Source organism: Desulfurivibrio alkaliphilus AHT 2 (assembly GCF_000092205.1).
GTDB lineage: Bacteria > Desulfobacterota > Desulfobulbia > Desulfobulbales > Desulfurivibrionaceae > Desulfurivibrio > Desulfurivibrio alkaliphilus.
Genome location: NC_014216.1, coordinates 1,172,575 through 1,189,476 on the forward strand (window position 1 = coordinate 1,172,575; position 16,902 = coordinate 1,189,476).

17 protein-coding genes are annotated in these 16,902 nt (G+C 60.1%); 10 read left to right on the plus strand and 7 right to left on the minus strand.

The window, feature by feature from the left end; all coding sequences use genetic code 11:
• Positions 1 to 49 precede the first annotated feature (49 nt).
• Positions 50 to 865, plus strand: coding sequence for a tRNA (adenosine(37)-N6)-threonylcarbamoyltransferase complex dimerization subunit type 1 TsaB (tsaB, locus tag DAAHT2_RS04990; RefSeq protein ID WP_013163208.1), 816 nt, complete (start codon positions 50 to 52; stop codon positions 863 to 865).
• Positions 866 to 893: 28 nt separating this feature from the next.
• Entirely contained in the window at positions 894 to 1,295 is a 402-nt protein-coding gene (gene acpS / locus DAAHT2_RS04995; protein WP_013163209.1) for a holo-ACP synthase, read from the plus strand.
• A 161-nt stretch (positions 1,296 to 1,456) separates the two neighbouring features.
• Here acpS and DAAHT2_RS05000 read toward each other — a convergent pair whose 3' ends face one another.
• Positions 1,457 to 2,173: an arginyltransferase gene (locus tag DAAHT2_RS05000; protein ID WP_013163210.1), complete on the minus strand. Its 717-nt coding sequence runs from the start codon at positions 2,171 to 2,173 to the stop codon at positions 1,457 to 1,459.
• Between the two features lie 12 nt (positions 2,174 to 2,185).
• Positions 2,186 to 3,349 (minus strand): exo-beta-N-acetylmuramidase NamZ family protein, encoded by a 1,164-nt coding sequence (locus DAAHT2_RS05005; protein WP_013163211.1) that lies wholly within the window; start codon positions 3,347 to 3,349, stop codon positions 2,186 to 2,188.
• Positions 3,350 to 3,657: 308 nt separating this feature from the next.
• Between DAAHT2_RS05005 and DAAHT2_RS05010 the strand changes: the two genes are divergently transcribed.
• Both DAAHT2_RS05010 and DAAHT2_RS05015 read left to right on the plus strand, forming a co-directional pair.
• Positions 3,658 to 4,416, plus strand: a complete 759-nt coding sequence (locus DAAHT2_RS05010; RefSeq protein WP_013163212.1) for an ATP-binding protein — start codon at positions 3,658 to 3,660, stop codon at positions 4,414 to 4,416.
• Entirely contained in the window at positions 4,413 to 5,564 is a 1,152-nt protein-coding gene (locus DAAHT2_RS05015; protein WP_013163213.1) for a glucokinase, read from the plus strand. Before DAAHT2_RS05010 ends, DAAHT2_RS05015 begins: the two co-directional genes overlap by 4 nt.
• Positions 5,565 to 5,712: 148 nt before the next feature.
• On the opposite strand, the gene DAAHT2_RS05020 is transcribed toward DAAHT2_RS05015, so the two are convergent.
• Positions 5,713 to 6,108, minus strand: coding sequence for a DnaJ family domain-containing protein (locus DAAHT2_RS05020; protein ID WP_013163214.1), 396 nt, complete (start codon positions 6,106 to 6,108; stop codon positions 5,713 to 5,715).
• 11 nt (positions 6,109 to 6,119) lie between these two features.
• Positions 6,120 to 6,893: a sulfotransferase family 2 domain-containing protein gene (locus tag DAAHT2_RS05025; RefSeq protein WP_013163215.1), complete on the minus strand. Its 774-nt coding sequence runs from the start codon at positions 6,891 to 6,893 to the stop codon at positions 6,120 to 6,122.
• Positions 6,894 to 7,033: 140 nt separating this feature from the next.
• Between DAAHT2_RS05025 and DAAHT2_RS05030 the strand changes: the two genes are divergently transcribed.
• From DAAHT2_RS05030 to hrpB, 4 genes are all read left to right on the plus strand, one after another.
• Positions 7,034 to 7,444 carry a hypothetical protein gene (locus DAAHT2_RS05030; RefSeq protein WP_013163216.1) on the plus strand — a complete coding sequence of 137 codons (411 nt, stop codon included), beginning with the start codon at positions 7,034 to 7,036 and terminating at the stop codon, positions 7,442 to 7,444.
• A 137-nt stretch (positions 7,445 to 7,581) separates the two neighbouring features.
• On the plus strand, positions 7,582 to 8,304 hold the full coding sequence (gene pgl / locus DAAHT2_RS05035; protein WP_013163217.1) for a 6-phosphogluconolactonase: 723 nt from the start codon (positions 7,582 to 7,584) through the stop codon (positions 8,302 to 8,304).
• On the plus strand, positions 8,297 to 8,746 hold the full coding sequence (locus DAAHT2_RS05040; RefSeq protein ID WP_013163218.1) for an NUDIX hydrolase: 450 nt from the start codon (positions 8,297 to 8,299) through the stop codon (positions 8,744 to 8,746). The genes pgl and DAAHT2_RS05040 overlap by 8 nt, the downstream gene beginning before the upstream one ends.
• A gap of 63 nt (positions 8,747 to 8,809) precedes the next feature.
• Positions 8,810 to 11,392 (plus strand): ATP-dependent helicase HrpB, encoded by a 2,583-nt coding sequence (gene hrpB, locus DAAHT2_RS05045; protein WP_013163219.1) that lies wholly within the window; start codon positions 8,810 to 8,812, stop codon positions 11,390 to 11,392.
• Between the two features lie 44 nt (positions 11,393 to 11,436).
• Here the strand turns inward: hrpB and DAAHT2_RS05050 are convergent, their stop codons facing one another.
• Positions 11,437 to 11,850, minus strand: coding sequence for a hypothetical protein (locus tag DAAHT2_RS05050; protein WP_157861416.1), 414 nt, complete (start codon positions 11,848 to 11,850; stop codon positions 11,437 to 11,439).
• A 175-nt stretch (positions 11,851 to 12,025) separates the two neighbouring features.
• Positions 12,026 to 12,778 carry a DUF4198 domain-containing protein gene (locus tag DAAHT2_RS05055; protein ID WP_013163221.1) on the minus strand — a complete coding sequence of 251 codons (753 nt, stop codon included), beginning with the start codon at positions 12,776 to 12,778 and terminating at the stop codon, positions 12,026 to 12,028.
• A gap of 447 nt (positions 12,779 to 13,225) precedes the next feature.
• Between DAAHT2_RS05055 and DAAHT2_RS05060 the strand changes: the two genes are divergently transcribed.
• Entirely contained in the window at positions 13,226 to 14,554 is a 1,329-nt protein-coding gene (locus DAAHT2_RS05060) for a DEAD/DEAH box helicase (protein ID WP_013163222.1), read from the plus strand.
• A 540-nt stretch (positions 14,555 to 15,094) separates the two neighbouring features.
• A complete protein-coding gene (locus DAAHT2_RS05065; protein WP_013163223.1) occupies positions 15,095 to 15,787 on the plus strand; it encodes a hypothetical protein in 693 nt (230 codons plus the stop codon).
• A 139-nt stretch (positions 15,788 to 15,926) separates the two neighbouring features.
• On the opposite strand, the gene DAAHT2_RS05070 is transcribed toward DAAHT2_RS05065, so the two are convergent.
• Entirely contained in the window at positions 15,927 to 16,892 is a 966-nt protein-coding gene (locus DAAHT2_RS05070; protein WP_013163224.1) for a transposase, read from the minus strand.
• Positions 16,893 to 16,902 lie beyond the last annotated feature (10 nt).

The window sequence follows — 16,902 nt, forward strand, 5'->3', positions numbered from 1 at the left end:
CGGAGATTTTACGGATATTAGCAGCACCACTTTTTAGTAGATATTTTTTATGGCCAAGCGCGTTTCCACCATTCCGGCTTCTTTGCCGCCACTGATTCTGGCCCTGGAGACCTCCGGGAGTTGCGGCAGTGTGGCTCTGGTGGACGGGCGGGGGTGCCGGGCCGAGTATTCGCTGCAGTCCAGCCGCACCCATTCCCGGCGGCTGCTGGAGGCGGTGGAACAGTTGCTGACCGCCGCCGATGCCGACTGGCAGGAGCTGGATGCCCTGGCCGTGTGCCTGGGGCCGGGCAGTTTTACCGGCCTGCGCATCGGCCTGAGCACCGTCAAGGGCCTGGCCCTGGCCACCGGCAAGCCGCTGATCGGGGTAAGCTCCCTGGACGGCCTGGCCGCCCAGGCGGTGGCCCTGCCCGGCTGCTCGCTGCCGGTCTGCGCCCTGATCGACGCCCGCAAACAGGAAGTCTTTACCGCTTTTTACCACGGCCCCGATTACCAACCCGCCCCGCCCCCCGCCCCACTTGATGATGAACCTGCCGCTGAATGCCCGGCGGCAAACAATATCGGCCCCCTTACCCGCACCGCCCCTTACCTGGCCCTGCCGCCTGCCGAGCTGGCCGAGCGGATCAACCAGCCAACCCTGCTGCTGGGCAGCGGCGCCGAGCTGTACCGCGACCTGTTGCAGGAAAAACTGGGTCACTTGGCCCTTTTTGCTCCCCCCCAGCTATGCTATGCCCGGGCCGGAGCCATCGGCTGGCTGGCCTGCCGGCTATGGCAACAGGAGCGCTTTGTCGACCCGGGCCGGGTAACCCCCATCTATGTCCGTTCCGCCGACGCCAAACCACCGGAGCAAGCCCATGGAAAAATTTAACGCTGAACCACCAGGGAACGGTTAGGGCATGATTTACGGCATTGGCACCGATATCGTCAGCATTCCCCGTATTGCCGCAGCCCTGGCGCGCCACGGCGACCCCTTTGCCCGCCGTATCCTGGCCCCCCGAGAATGGGAGGAATACCAGGCCTTGCCCCACCACCGCCCACAGCTAACCGCCGCCTTTCTGGCCAAACGCTTTGCCGCCAAAGAGGCCGCCGCCAAAGCTTTGGGAACCGGCTTCAGCCGGGGCATCACCCTGGCCGGCATTGCCGTGGTCCACGACCAGCGAGGCCGCCCCGGCCTGCAATTCCACGACGCAGCCGCAGCATACTGCCGCGATGAAGGGATCATCCGCGGCCTGTTGTCCCTCAGCGACGAAAAAGAGTACGCCCTGGCCTTCGCCACCCTGATTTGCCAACAACGGTAAGCGGCCACGGGGCACCCCACCTTGCGGCGATCAGCCCGGCTTGCGTACAGGGGTACGCGGCGCCGGTCTGCTTGCCGCAATCTGGGGCACCCCGTGGCCGCTTACCCCGTGCCCTCGTGATCAATTACCCGGTAAGTTAGTACCTCTGGTGGACGGTTACGTCAATTGCGGGTGATGGTCTGCCAGTGTCCGTCGAGCAGCAGTTGGTGGGGTTTGAAACGGGATTTGTAGCTCATGGCGGGTACTTCTTTGATCCAGTAGCCCAGGTAAAGGTGTTCCAGCTTGACCTGGCGGCAAAGTTGGATCAGGGAAAGGATATTGAGTATTCCCGGGCTGCGGTGGGCCTGGTCTGGGTCGAAATAGAAATAGACCGCGTTCAAGGCCGTGGGGGCAATATCCACCACCGCCAGCCCCAGCAGGCGTTCTTCAACCCGGTAGGCAATCTCCCAGGTGTCGGTGATGGAGTTGAGGAAAAAACCGCCATAGTAGTCCACCGCCCGGCCATCCACCCCTTCCGACCCCGGCACGCACTCCTGATCGGGATAACGGCAGGCCAGAAAACGTTCGCACAACTCCAGTTTTTCGGCCGACAGTTGCAACGGCCCCTGACTGACCCGCACATCCTGGTTGCGGCGCCAGATCCGGCGCTGGTTGCGATTGGGCCTGAAATCACGCACCGCCAGCCGGATGGGCACACAGGCCTGGCAGTTGGGGCAGGCCATGGTGTACATGATGTTACCGTTGCGACGGAAACCTGCCTGCAAGTAATCATCGAACATCTCGCCACTTAATGGTGGGCAGGGAGACTGGCGGTACACCGCCCGGCTTTGCAGCCCGTAGGGGCACTCGGCGGCTATGTCAAACAGGTAGTCACGCATGGGCAATCAGCTTCAATACAACAGGTAAGCCTGCCGACGGCGGGCAAAATCGTCCAGCTCCGGTTGCCAGCCGGCTTCAAGTTGCAGCACCGACTCCCCGGCCTGCAGCCGGGGCCAGAGGTCTTCATCGCCCAGGATCAGGTGCATGGGCGTCTTTTCGTATTCATACTCATAAGGCGGTGCTTTCAAGGCAAACTCCGGGTAAAGGCGGGCCGTGGCCTGAAGCAGGGCCAGGGTTGTGCGGTAGGGCAAAAACCGGGCCGGGTCGGTTACATGCAGTTGAAAACCGACACAGGGCTCACCGGCCCACTTGCCGGCCACCGGCTCAAAGACCAGGGGCCGCAGATAACAGCCGGGCAGCGGGATTTCGGCAATCGCTGCCAGCATCTCATCATGGCGCCAAAAGGGCGCCCCAAACAGTTCAAAGGGCAAGGTGGTGCCACGCCCTTCGGAAATATTGGTGCCCTCCCAAATCACCTGCCCGGGGTAAACCAGCGCAGTCCGGCAAGAGGGCATGTTGGGCGAGGGAAAGACCCAGGGCAGACCGGTGTCGGCAAACAGCATCTCCCGCCGCCAGCCGCCCACCGGGATCACCTCCAGGGGGCAATCAACCTTGAACTCCCCCTTGATCATCAAAGCCAACTCCCCCAGGGTCATGCCATGACGCATGGGAATCGGGTACAGGCCGACAAAGGAGCGACAGGAGGGGCGCAACAGATTGCCCTCCAGCGCCAGGCCGCCCACCGGGTTGGGCCGATCCAGGACCACCACCGGTATATCCTGCTCCGCCGCCGCTTCCATACAGTAGGCCAGGGTATAGAGAAAGGTGTAAACCCGGGTACCCACATCCACCAGGTCCACCAGTAACAGGTCACAGTGTTCCAGCATGGCCGGGGTAGGCTTGCGCACCTCGCCATAAAGGCTGAAAACGGGCAAGCCGGTGACCGGGTCGGTGGAGTGGCCGGATTCGATCATGTTATCCTGTTTTTCCGCGAAAAAGCCATGTTGGGGGGAAAAGAGACAGGAGAGTTGGGCACCGAAACGTCGACTCAGCAGATCGCGGGCATGACCCAAGCGATGATCGGTTGAGGCCTGATTACACAGCAAACCCAGCCGTTTACCCCGCAGATACGCCGGAGGGTCCTGCAGCAGAAATTCCAGACCAAGACTGATCACCTTTCACCCTCCTTTTTTAGTAACTGATCACGGGGCCACGGGGTAAGCGGTCACAGGGTGCCGCCTCCAGCTTTGATGGCAGTGGCAAGCCCGACGGCGAAGCGTACCTAAGTACGTGAGCCGGCTCGATCGCCACAAGGTGCGGTGCCCTGTGACCGCTTACCTTTTTGATTGCGGTTTTACCACCTTTGGTTACACTTAAAAGGTTACCGTCGCCAAGCTTACCCGGAAGGCGCAAAAAAATCACGTCTGGATAACGGGTGCTGTCCTGTATATACAGATATTCTAACATACCAGGGAAGTACACGATGAAGATAGCTATCAGCGGTAAAGGCGGGGTGGGAAAAACCACCATCATGGCCATGCTGGCCCGCCAATTCAAGGAGATGGGCAAGGAAGTCCTGGTCATCGACGCCGATTCCAGCCCCCATATGGCCCAAAGCCTGGGGGTGGCACAACCGGAAAACATTCGCCCCATTTCGGAAATGAAAGATCTGTTGCGGGAACGCTCCGGCCGAGTGGAGGGTTCGGCTTTTTACAACATCAATCCCCAGGTGGGGGACCTGCCGGAACGTTTCACCATCGAAGCAGGCGGCATCAGATTGATGGTGCTGGGGGCCATTCAGAGTGCCGAAAGCGGCTGCGCCTGTGCGGAAAACACGGTGCTGAAAAGACTGTTGACCACCATGCTGCTCAAGCCCGCCCAGGTTGTGCTGCTGGACATGGAGGCGGGCGTGGAGCACCTGGGCCGGGGCACCATCGCCGGGGTGGACCGGCTGCTGATCGTGGTGATCCCGTCGCAATCGGGCATCCGCACCGCCCTCAAGATCAGAAAACTGGCCGAGGAATGCCGCATCAAAAATATTTCCTACGTGGGCAACCTGGTCCAGGACGAGGATGACCGACGCTTTCTGGCCGAGGGGCTGGGCGAAGAGCCCATTGCCTTTTTCCCCGACTCCCGGGAAATCCGCCAAACCGAACGCCGGGGCGCGGCGGTGATCGACGCCCATGCCGCAGTGGCAGACAGCACCGCCAAGCTGGCGGCCGTGCTGGACAAGTTGGCATGAGCGCGACCACGACCAAGGCTTCCCCTGCAGGTGGACAGCGGACCTACCGGTTGCTCTGCGCCGACATCGGCGGCACCAACAGCCGCTGGGCCTTTTTTAAACTGACGCTGCCGGACCATGACCGCACCGGCCCGGACCAGCCCGCCGCAACCTCATCCCCTTGCTTACTGGAGAACAAACAACAAAACTGGAGCCGCGGCCTGGTACTGGAGGCCGAACAATGGCTGAAAACCACTCCGGCGGAAAGCCTCAACGACCAGTTGCGCCAGCTTTACGCCGGCGGTTTCCCGCTGCCCCCGGAGCAGACCGACCTGGCGGTACTGGCGGTGGCCGGGCCGGTGCAGCGCCAAGGGCGCTACAGCAAGCTGCCTTTGGTCGGCCTGGAGGTGGACCTGGATGCCATCGAACAAGAGTTTAGTTTCCCCCGCGCCCTGCTGATCAACGACTTCACGGCCCAGGCCCTGGCGGTACTGGCCCCGCCGGGCAGCCAGGCGGAAAAAGTTTTGCCGGGCCAAGCCGCGGAAGCGGGAGAAGGCGCCCCCGTGGCGATCATCGGCGCCGGTACCGGCCTGGGCAAAGCCTTGCTGTTGCCGGGCGGGGCCGATTTTTTTGCCCCCCCCGCCAGCACCGGCGCCCCGATCGCCACCGGGCCAAAGGCCATGCCCCTGGTGATTCCCTCCGAGGGGGGTCATGCCGATTTCCCTTTTGCCGGCGGCCGGGAACAGGATTATTTGCAGTTTTTGCTCCGGGAACGGCAGGAAGAGCGGATCAGCGGCAACACCGTGGTCTCCGGCCGGGGCCTGAGCTATCTCCACCACTTCCTTACCGGCAAAAAACTGGAGCCGGCGGCGGTTACCGCCACCTTCGGCCCGGAGTCGGAAACCATGGCCTGGGCCGCCCGTTTCTACGCCCGGGTCTGCCGCAATTTCGTGCTGGAAACCCTGGCCACCGGCGGCCTCTACATCGCCGGGGGAGTCGCCGCCAAATCGCCGCAACTGCTCACCCATCCCGCTTTCGCCCGAGAATTCCTCCACTCTCCGACCATGGACGGACTACTGGCAAAAATCCCGGTTTTTTTGATCCAGGCCGAGAACAGCGGCCTCTGGGGCGCTGCCATCAAAGCCCGGCTAATGCTCGCCCAACCCTGAACGGTCTTGTAACCGTTCAGCAGCACCACATCTTCGGGCGATCAGCCAGGCTTACGTACAGGGGTACGCCGCGCCTGGCTGCTTACCCGAACCTGCGGCACTGCTGAACGGTTACACGGTCTTAGCCGTCCTTTACCAACAGGGGCGGTTATCGCTGCCCGCCGGTTGCCCGGCCACCCACCGTGATCTTCTCGGTTATTTTACGCCGGTACTCCGCATCTTCCAGGTGCAGGTGGCGACGGCGCTGGTGGCTGAGTTTAAGGTTCAACACCTTGAGCTTTTTCATCTGCCGCAACCGCAGATGTTCATCCTCGGTGGCGGCGATCAACTCTTCGAGCCGGTTGATCTCCCGGCGAGTTTCCAGTTCCGGGGGCAGATAACCGGCATTTTTCAAAACCTTGTAAGCCATGCGCAACTCGGCCGGCACATGGCTGTCATCCTCATAAACCAGCGGTTTGCCCTTTAACGAACCACCATCCAGCCCACCGGCGGCAATGGCTTCGCTGATTCTTCTCTCGGCAATGATTTCAATGGCGGTAAGCATGCTTGTGCCTTTTAGCGCTGATTTTTATGGTAACCACCGACTTCAAAGTCCCGGCGGTATAATGTAAATATTCGATCGTAAAGATCTTCCGTGTAATATCTTGCCATTTTTTGCCCAGCGTTGGTAACCTTCCCAACCTGTTCCTGCTCTGAAGGATGCGGCTCCTTAATGCTTAACGATTCGGGCACGGTAATCCCGTTACTGCTTAAAATAAGGCGAAGTTCTTCCTCCAGGCGCTCCAGTTTGCCGATATAAAAAAAATACTCCGGAGGCCAAAACAAGAGATCTACCTGAGGCCACCAGTGCTTATTATAATACAGCCCGCCGTTTTCTAGAAAAGCGACAAAACTCTCAAATCCGGCAGCATCATTTTGCCCAAACCCCGCCACCCCCCGATAACGTTCTTTCCCGGCCGCCACTTTCTGCAAAAAAGCTGACAGACAGCGAGAATAGGGGTTCCGCATGATGGTAAAGGAATAATATTTTTTAAGATTAAATATTTCTTTGGCTCTCAAGCCAAAGGGGGTGACGGTGTTGCCCGTGGCCCGTCTTTTTTGCTCATGATAGCGGCCTTCGGTCCAGTCTTTTTTTTCTTCCAAAGCATCTTGCAGGAAAAGCAAGACACTTGAATTGCCGGACTTTTTAATGCGGTTATAAATAATCCCGGCCGCGGGATAAACCGCCACATTCCCATTGTTTTGCGGGTTAAAATTGAAAGAGCGTGACCAAAAGGCAAAACGCAGGGCTTCTTTATGGAACTTTTTTTTGTGGAAAATGTAAGTCATGTTACATCCCGGCTGCTAACAGATCTTTGAGGTTGCATGGCCATTGCGGTGTGCTGCTGCTCCCCAACCGGAAAGCATCTTTACCGGTCGCCTGCAATGGTGTTATGTTGGATGATTAAGCACCAACCTAAGGAACTATCATGAACATTTTGCTGGGCACATTTATCGGGCTGCTGCTGATCTACGTGATCGCATACACCGATTTCGTCCTGAGCCGCAAGCTCAAAATGCAGGTGGCGGCCATCAATGACCAGGGGCGGCGGGATTATTCCTTCCAACCGCTGAGCTGGCCGCTGGCGGCGGGGCTGGCCCTGGGTTGCTGGGCCGTGCTCGGGCTGCTGCCCCGCCAGGCGCTGTACCTGGAATACCGCATCCTGCTGACCCTGCTGGCCTGGGGGGTGATGGCCGGGTTGGTTTACTGGTTCCTTAAGCAACGTACCAATGCCCGTCTGGCCCAACAAGCATTGCTGCTGTTGCTGGGCTTTGCGGTGATCAGCGGGCTGCTACTGGCGCCGCTGGCCAACCTGCTCAACCAGATGCTGCCATGGTAAGCGTTCAGCAGCACCGCATCTTCGGGCAAGCAGCCAGGCTTACGTACAGGGGGTACGCTGCGCCTGGCTGCTTGCCCGAACCTGCGGCACTGCTGAACGCTTACCTCATCTTAAACCTTGAACACCAGGAAAGCCTGATGGAAATTAAAAAATTTGCCAATACCGACCAGATGGCCCAGGCTGCCGCCGAATTGGTGCTGACCAGCGCCCTGGCGGCGGTGATCGAGCGGGGGGTTTTCTCTCTGGTGCTGGCCGGCGGCGGCACCCCTCTGCCCCTGTACCGGCGCCTGGCCGCCCCGCCCTTCCTGGCGCAAATGCCCTGGGAGTTAACCCATCTTTTCCAGGGCGACGAACGCTGCCTGCCGCCGGAGCACCCGGACAGCAACTTCGGCCGCGCCGCCGCCACCCTGCTGGCCCCCGGCCAGGTGCCGGCGGACAATATCCACCGCATGACCGGCGAGGACCCGGATCCCAAACGAGCTGCCGCCGCCTACCAGCGCCAGATTGAAGATTTTTGTCGCGATTTTGCGGTGAACAGTTTCGATCTTGTCCTGCTGGGCATGGGCAGCGATGGCCATATCGCCTCGCTGTTTCCCGGCTCGGCGCTACTGGCGGAACAAGACCGGCTGGTGGCGGCGGAGACCGAGCCTGCAGGCAACCCGCCCGTACCCCGCCTTACCCTGACCCTGCCCGCCATCAACAGTGCCCGCCGGGTGCTGCTGCTGACCAGCGGCCCGGAAAAGGAAAAAATCATGAACGAAATTATCGCCGACCGGCAGGCGGCGGCCGCCAGATACCCCGCTGCCCGGGTAATGCCAAGCCAGGAGTTTTACTGGCTGAGGACAATTAGTGATGAGTGAGATGAGTGAAGCAAGCCAAGTTGAGGAGCAATCGCCGGACAGGCTGCTGATCATGGCCGCCGGCGGCATTGTGGAGCGGGGCCGGGGCCCGGAATTGCGCATTGCCCTTGTACAGCGCCAGCGCTACCACAACGATTTAAGCCTCCCCAAGGGCAAGCAGGATCCCGGCGAAAGCCTGCCGGCCACCGCCCTGCGGGAGGTGTACGAGGAAACCGGCTGCCGGGTACGGCTGGGTGATTTTGCCGGCTGTGTACAGTACTTTGTCGGGGGCACCCCCAAGGTGGTACTTTACTGGAAGATGCAGCCCCTGGGCGACCCGGATGCTTTCCAGCCCTCCGGCGAGGTGCAGCAACTGCACTGGCTGCCGCCGGCCGAAGCCTTGGCGCAACTAACCTACGAAGACGAAAAAGAGCTGCTGCGACGGGTTTACGACCTTACCTGAAACCAGGCCACCAGCCGCTAAACGTTTGCCGGTTCTTACCCTCAGCCAAAGCCGATTTTCTTCATGCCATCAACTTTACCCGTCCACCACGTCATACCGCAGCTGCGCCGTGAACTGGCCCGGCAGGCGGCGGTGATCCTCACCGCCCCGCCGGGCTCGGGCAAGACCACCCTGGTCCCGCCGGCCCTGCTTGATGAGCCGTGGCTGGCGGGGCAAAAAATCCTGCTGCTGCAGCCCCGGCGCCTGGCCGCGCGCCTGGCCGCCACCTTCATGGCGCAGAGCCGCAACGAAACGGTGGGGCAAAGCATCGGTTACCGGGTCCGTTTTGAAAGCCGGGTATCGGCAGCCACCCGGCTCGAGGTGCTCACCGAAGGCACGTTGACCCGGCAACTGCAGTCCGACCCGGAACTGGCCGGCATCGGCCTGGTGATCTTCGACGAATTCCACGAACGCAGCCTGGAGGCCGACCTGGCCCTGGCCCTCTGCCGGGACGTACAACAAGGCCTGCGGCCGGATTTAAAAATTCTGCTGATGTCCGCCACCCTGGACAGCGAACCGCTAAGCGCCCTGCTGGACCAGGCCCCGGTGATCGGGGCCGAAGGAGAAAGCTTTCCGGTCAGCATCGAGCATCTGGCCACCGCCGCCGGCAGCTTCCCCTACCCTCGGGAAATCGCCGCCCAAACCGCCGCCGCCATCCGCCGGGCCTGGCGGGAGCACCCCGGCGACATCCTGGCCTTTCTGCCCGGAGCCGGAGAAATCAGGTTATGCCACCAGTTGCTGAGCGATAATCCGCCGGCGGCGACGACAATTTACCCCCTCTACGGCGATCTGCCTCTGGCCGCCCAGGCGGCGGCGGTGCAACCGGACCCCGGCGGCCGGCGGCGGATTATTCTGGCCACCTCCATTGCCGAGACCAGCCTTACCATTGAAGGTATTCACACCGTGGTGGACAGCGGCTGGCAGCGCCGTCCCCGGTTCGACCCCAACAGCGGTTTAAGCCGCCTGACCACCCGCCGCATCTCGCAAGCCGCCGCCACCCAGCGAACCGGCCGGGCCGGGCGGCTGGGTCCCGGCCACTGCCTGCGCCTGTGGCACCCCGGCGAAGAACAAGGCCTGCTGCCCTTTGAACCGCCGGAAATCCTCAATGCCGATCTGGCCCCCCTGCTGCTGGAACTGGCCTGCTGGGGGGTGGGCAACCCCGCTGAACTGACCTGGCTTGACCCACCGCCTCCCGGCCCCTGCGCCCAGGCCCGGGAACTGCTGCTTGCCCTGGGGGCCGTCGATCAACAAGGGCGGGTCACCCCTCTGGGGCGCCTAATCAACGAACTACCCGTGCATCCGCGCCTGGGGTTGATGCTGCTCAAGGCCGCCGAGGCGGGGGCCGGAGAGATCGCCTGCGACCTGGCGGCGCTGCTGTCGGAACGGGATCTGCTTAAAGGGCAGGATAAACCGGCCGATCTTGATGAGCGCCTGGAGGCCCTGCGCCGCTGGCGCCAAGCAAGCGCCCGCCAGACGGCGGCTCCTGATGAACGGCGACGGCCACGGCAAACCTTAGCCAGCGGGCAGGAAATCGACCACGCGGCCTGCCGGCGGGTTGACCGCACCGCCAGCCAATTACAACGAATCATTCGCCACCAGGAAAGCCGCGGCCCAACCCTGGACAGCGGGGAACTGCTGGCCCTGGCCTATCCCGACCGCATCGCCCGGAGGCGCCCCGGCATGCGGGGCAAATACAAGCTCAGCGGCGGTCGCGGCGCCACTCTACCCACCGGTGACCGCCTGGCCGACCAGGAATACCTGGCGGTGGCAGAGCTGGACGCCGGCCGCCGCGAAGGCCGGATTTTCCTGGCCGGCGCCCTTAACCCCGCCGCCCTGCCCCGCCTCTTTCCGGAACAGCTGCAAAACCGGGAAGAGCTTTACTGGGACCGCGAGGCCGGCGCCGTTAAGGGGCAAAGCGTGGTATGCTTCAAACAGTTGACCCTGGAAGTCGCCCCCTTGGCCGACCCGGACCCGGAAGCGGTGCGCCGGGTTTTGCTGCAGGCGATCAAGGAAAGTGGGGAAACGGGGAAAAACGGGCTGTCGTTGCTGCCCTGGAATGACCGGGCCCGGGAATTACAGGCCCGGCTGATCTGTATCGGCCAGTGGCAGCCGGAGGGTAACTGGCCCCGGGTGGATGATCAATACTTAAGCCAGCACCTGGAGCAGTGGCTGGGACCATGGCTGGACGGAATTAAAACCGCCGAGCAACTGCGCAAGCTCGACCTGGCCGCCATCCTGGCCGCCCAGCTCGATTACCAGCAGCAGCGCTATTTAGACCGCGAGGTTCCCACCCATTTAGTGGTGCCCAGCGGCAGTCGCCGCAAGCTGGCCTACCAACCCGACCGGCCACCGGTGCTGGCCGTTCGCCTGCAGGAGATGTTCGGTCTGGAAGATACCCCCATGATTGCCCAGGGACGGGTGCCGGTGCTGCTGCACCTGCTCTCTCCCGCCGGCCGACCGGTGCAAATTACCACCGACCTGCGCGGCTTCTGGGACAGCGGCTACCATCAGGTGAAAAAAGAACTGCAGGGGCGCTACCCCAAGCACCACTGGCCGGACGACCCCCGCCAGGCAGCGCCCACCGCCCGCGCCAAACCGCGTGGGTAAGCGAACAGCCGCACCGCCCGCCGAAAACCTGAGCAGCGGCCAGATCACTTTTCTCGGCTGGATTTCCCCCAAAGATACAGGGCGCCGGCAAGCAAAAAGATAATCCCCAGCCCCAAGACGATCCGCAGGGGTTGAGGCAGTTGCTCACCGATGAAGGCTCCTTCCATGGCGCTTTTTTCCAGGTCGAAAACCACCCGGTGGCCCATGCCGTCATCAGCCCTGGCCACCACGGCGGCCGGGTGGGGGGAAAAATAAAAACGCCCTTCCGCGTCGGTTTCTCCCCGCAGCACCACCTCGCCCCGTTCATCCATGATGGTCAACGGCACTTCAGCCGCCGGAAGCCGACCTTCATAATAGACCCAAAGCTCACCGGCCCGCTTTTCTTCCATCATGATGCGGTGGGCCTCAGCCCCAGCCGGCAGCAACAACCCCAGCAGCAGCGCGGCCATCAACGCCATCGCAAACCAGATTGCGGCTGGGCGAAAAAAAATGGCGGATGTTGCTTTGCTTGGCTTGCGGTTAATCATGCGACACTCCTTAATAACAGTCAGTTGAAAAAGCCTTCCCCGACTTTTTCAACTGACTGTTGGCCAAAGCCCCAAGGCCCCAAAAATATTGTCGGTCAGGCGGCTTTTATTCGCTGATTTCCAGATACATGGAAGAGTTGTAGCGAACCCGATCGTAAGCTGCCCCACCGTAAACGCCGGAGCGTTGCGGGTCAACCATGGTTGTCTTGATCAGCCAGGTACCCGGCTCGTTAAGCGTTGCCTCCACGCGGCCGTTGGCGTCGGTCACCAGTTCCCGGGCGCGCTCGGAGGGGCTGACCAGCATCACCGCCTGGTCGGCCACCTTTTCTCCCCGATAAGTTACCTGGCCGCTGAAGGTGTCCCCCACCCTGGCAGGCATGTTAGCGGTGCTCTGTACTCCCACGTGCAGGAAGGTGGGCCAGGCCTGGGGAGGCCGACCGCCACCCACCACCAGGGGCGCCTTGGCGTCGTAATAGCGCAGTTGCATACCCGCCGGCGGATTACTGCCGCTGCGGTCCACCACTCCCCTGGTAACATGGTTTACCACCCAGTAAACCCCTTCCCGCTTTGGAGTAAATTCAGCCACGTAACGATCATCTTGCCGCTGATAATCCAGCGGAAACACCGCCCCGTTCTGATCCAGCACCACCAGTTTGGAGGCTCCCACCTGCTGGAAAAAGGGATGTTCATGGTCAAAGATGTCGGGAAAGTGGCCCAGGGCAAACTCGATGCGCACCGGCTCGTTCACCTTTGCTTTCTGCTCCAGGTAAAGCTTTATTTCATGGGCTTCAACCGTACTAAAAGTGCCCACCACAACAACCAGGGTCATAACTGCCAGGGTTTTGGACAACAGCCTCATGGTGCTTACTCCTTCTTCAGTTTGAGTAGTTTTCTCTTAAACAGCCAGTTTTTCAACGAACCGCCAAGTGTGATATTTTTTTGTTTTGTGCTACCGGCAGTGACATTAGCAGCTCTCATGGGCGGATGTCAAACTATTTTGGAATTAACGGGGACAAATGTGGCAGGGGATAAAGCAATGGTTTGGCAACCCAGGCCCATTTTTCGTCAGCCAGAAATTGCGCGTTTACGCACCTTTTTACTGGACAACCAAGTGTAAAACTGTTAGTGTTTTCTGTCTTTGACGTCTTCGGTCGACGTCGGCTAGTGTGTCCTTCTGTTTATTCCTGCGTGTTCCTCGCAACATTTACTCCTCGACACCCTTACAACAGACTCCTGCCTTCAGACCGTTCCCTGTGCGCCCGCGCCTGGGATAGGCCGGTTCACAATTTTTCGAGAATACAATATCATGACGTTCAACGAACTCGGCCTGCGTGCCGAACTGCTCCGTGCTGTATCTGAATCGGGCTACAGCCAACCATCACCCATTCAAAGCAAAGCCATTCCCGTGGTGTTGCAAGGCGGCGATCTGCTGGCCGGTGCCCAGACTGGAACCGGCAAAACCGCCGGCTTTGCCCTGCCTTTATTGCAGCGGTTAAGCGAAAAGCCGGCCCAAAAATCGCGCCCGATTCGGGCCCTGGTCCTTACTCCCACCCGCGAGTTGGCCGCTCAGGTTGAAGCGAGTTTCCGGTTGTATGGCAAGCATCTGCCACTGCGCACCACCGTGGTTTTCGGCGGGGTCAGCATCCGGCCACAGATCACGACATTGCGCCAAGGGGTCGACATTCTGGTGGCCACTCCCGGCCGTCTGCTTGACCACGTCAGCCAGAAGACCATCGATCTGTCGAAGGTTGAGATGCTGGTGCTGGATGAAGCGGACCGGATGCTCGACATGGGCTTTCTCCGCGACATCCGGAAAATTCTTGCCCTGCTGCCGATTCAGCGCCAGAATTTACTGTTTTCAGCTACCTTTTCCGACGAGATCAAGCGCCTGGCCGATGGCCTGCTGAAATCACCGACGCTGATTGAGGTCGCCAGGCGCAATACCGCTGCCGAGCAGGTTGATCAGGCAATTTACCGAATCGACAAAGGTCTCAAGCGGGCCCTGCTCTCGCATTTGATTTCCGGGCAAAACTGGCAGCAGGTACTGGTCTTTACCCGCACCAAGCATGGGGCCAATCGTCTTGCCGGCCAACTTGCCAAGGATGGGATTTCCAGCACGGCGATTCACGGCAACAAGAGCCAGGGGGCCAGAACCAGGGCGCTGGCCGACTTCAAGCAGGGCAAGGTGCGGGTGCTGGTGGCCACCGATATTGCCGCGCGCGGCCTCGACATTGAACAGTTGCCCCATGTTGTGAACTATGAGCTGCCCAATGTGCCCGAGGATTATGTCCACCGCATTGGCCGTACCGGCCGCGCCGGTTGCTCGGGCAATGCCATCTCTTTTGTCTGTGCTGAAGAGCACAAACAACTGCACGACATCGAGTCTCTGCTGAAACGCCGGATTCCACTGCAAGAACAGGAACCGGGGCTGACACTGACCCGATCCGAGGTGGACACCGTGCGTCACAGAACCCCCAGAAGGCCGGCAACACCGGCGGCGAGCCGGCGCCAACGGACCGGCGGCAACCGCAGCACCGCAGCCCGACCGGATGCAGGTAAAGCAAAAAAACCACAGCCCGGCGCCAATGCTCGGAGTGCACGACCCAAAGCACATTACGGCAGTTCGCCAAGATAATCTGCCGGATTAACAACCGACAAAAGCCCACCAAAAAGGGGACAGATCTTTTTTGATAAGAAAAAAAGATCTGTCCCCTTTTTTTAGTCTTTTTGCCAACCTGCCCGTGGCGCCACTGCACTGTCGAGCCGACGATTAATTGCCTGCTGTCACCTGTGGGCTTGGCAGGCAGGCCTGCTCCGACCGGCCAATACCATCCACTCGGAGTTGGCCGCTTTGGCCGTCCCAAAAAACGAAACAGACCTTATATCATCAAGTTGTTGACATCATGAAACAAAAAACACACGAGTTCCGATTCCTGAAATCAGGACACCCCGGAGCCGTTTCCATATTTGGCACAAATGATCTTTACCCAATAATTCAAGGCATATACGACGACTAACCAGAATGGCGCACTTTTTGCATTACAAACCTTTTGTATAGATTTTACGCCTGTTTTTCAGCAAGGCGAACCACTGACACCCAACGCCATGGCAGAGGGAAACAACAGTTGGCTCGCACAAGGCCCAGAAGGCAAAAAATCAAAAAAGGAGAGACGCCATGAAAGGAGGAACGAAGCTGTTGGGGGCCGTTGCGGTTGCTGGGATGGCGGTGTTTCTGGCTGTACCCGCCCAAGCTGCCGACCAGTACATTTTTGGATTCAGTGACTATAATGTTAACAACAAGCTTATTTTGGACGGGGGCACCGTCCAGTTGGGGATGTATGACCAAGGTTGGTATTTCGAGAACGGAACCCACGACACATGGAACCAAAACTACATCGTCGGTCACTGTGAGACATGTTCTTTGTCGGGCGAATTCCGCAACTGGTTTGCGTTTGACATCGCCAACCTGACCAGCCCGGTTTCCTCGCTGGACCTCTACCTCTATTCCTACGACGTGACCTTGACGTCGGGCAACTATTACCTGAACGATTATACCGGCTCGATAACAGATCTCATGGCCGGCACCGGTGGCGTCGCCGCCTTCAATGATCTTGGTAGCGGCACGAACTTCGGCTTCAACTTTTACCAGTCCACCGAGTCAAATACATATCAAACAATCTCCTTAAATTCGGCGGCGGTTGCCGATCTCAATGCCGCGATTCTGGGCAGTGCAGGCTTCTGGGCACTCGGCGGATCATTCCTCGCCGGCGACACGCCCGTTCCCCCGCAGCCGGTTCCGCACCCGGCCCCCATTGCGCTGCTCGCCATCGGTCTCGCCGGGGTAGGCCTGATCCGAAGGTGGCGCTAAGCAGCCGCTCTGGCGTGTTGAACGCCGAACCGAACTGCCTGGGCGCTCCGACGCCGCCATCGGCCAAAGGGCCCGGTGGCGGCGTTGTCATTTCAAAACCACAGGGACCAAGGGGACCAAGGGGGACGGACTTAAAAACTTAAGTTAATATTGTTTGTAGCCCCTGTGACAGCTCTGGATGCCGGCCAATCACCTCCTTGCCGCGTCGGGCAGCAATGCTCACTGCCGAACCGGTAAGATGGAGTTTGCGGGCAATAGCGACACCGCTGTGGCCACCGCTGAAAGCCAGGTAGCAGATCAGGCTCCTGGCCTGTGCAATTTGCTGTGAACGGGCGGGCGAGAGCAGATCCTCCATGGTCAGATCGAGCACCGCGCAGACGGTTTCAATGATTTTCTCCAGCGGCACTTTCGTTGTGAGCTGTTCCTCCTCGGTCTGCTGGAGCAGCTCTTCCGTAAAATCGTCATTCCCCAATACCCGCGCATCCCGTCCCATGCCGTCCTCGTCTTTTTTATTTCGGGCTAGGCCGACCAACTCATCGCGACGCCCCAGGGTCACTCCATCCTCGATGAACCGGCGATAGTTGTTGCGGGCGGTTTTGATCGTTTTACCGAAACGGGACAGAACTTCGTTCGCAGCTTGTTCAAACATGTTCTCATGGCCCATGAGGGCAGCATGGCCGCACCAGGGATAGGCGTCCAGTTGATCAACTGTCGAGACAATTCCGGCCCGGAGCGGATTCAGGTGGATGTAGCGGACCAGTTCGAGCAGATATGTCTCCTCCTCGCAGACCACGGATTTATAGCGGTTCTGAAAGAGGTGGCCGGTGCGGCGATGGCGGCGATTGAAAGTGACCGCGTACCCCGTCAGCAGTCGCCGCATAAAGGCTCCGAGGGAGACTTTGTGGGGCCGAAGCAACAGATGAAAGTGATTATCGAGCAGCGCCCAGGCGAGGCACTCTGTTTCGGTCGCAACCAGCAGGGCGGAGAATCGTTTGACGAAGTACCGGCGATCGTCGTCATCAACGAAGATGGCGCGTCGTTCGTTGCCGCGCACGATGACGTGCTGGAGCAGATGAGGGATATCGATGCGTGCGGTTCGTGGCATGGGCGGGAGA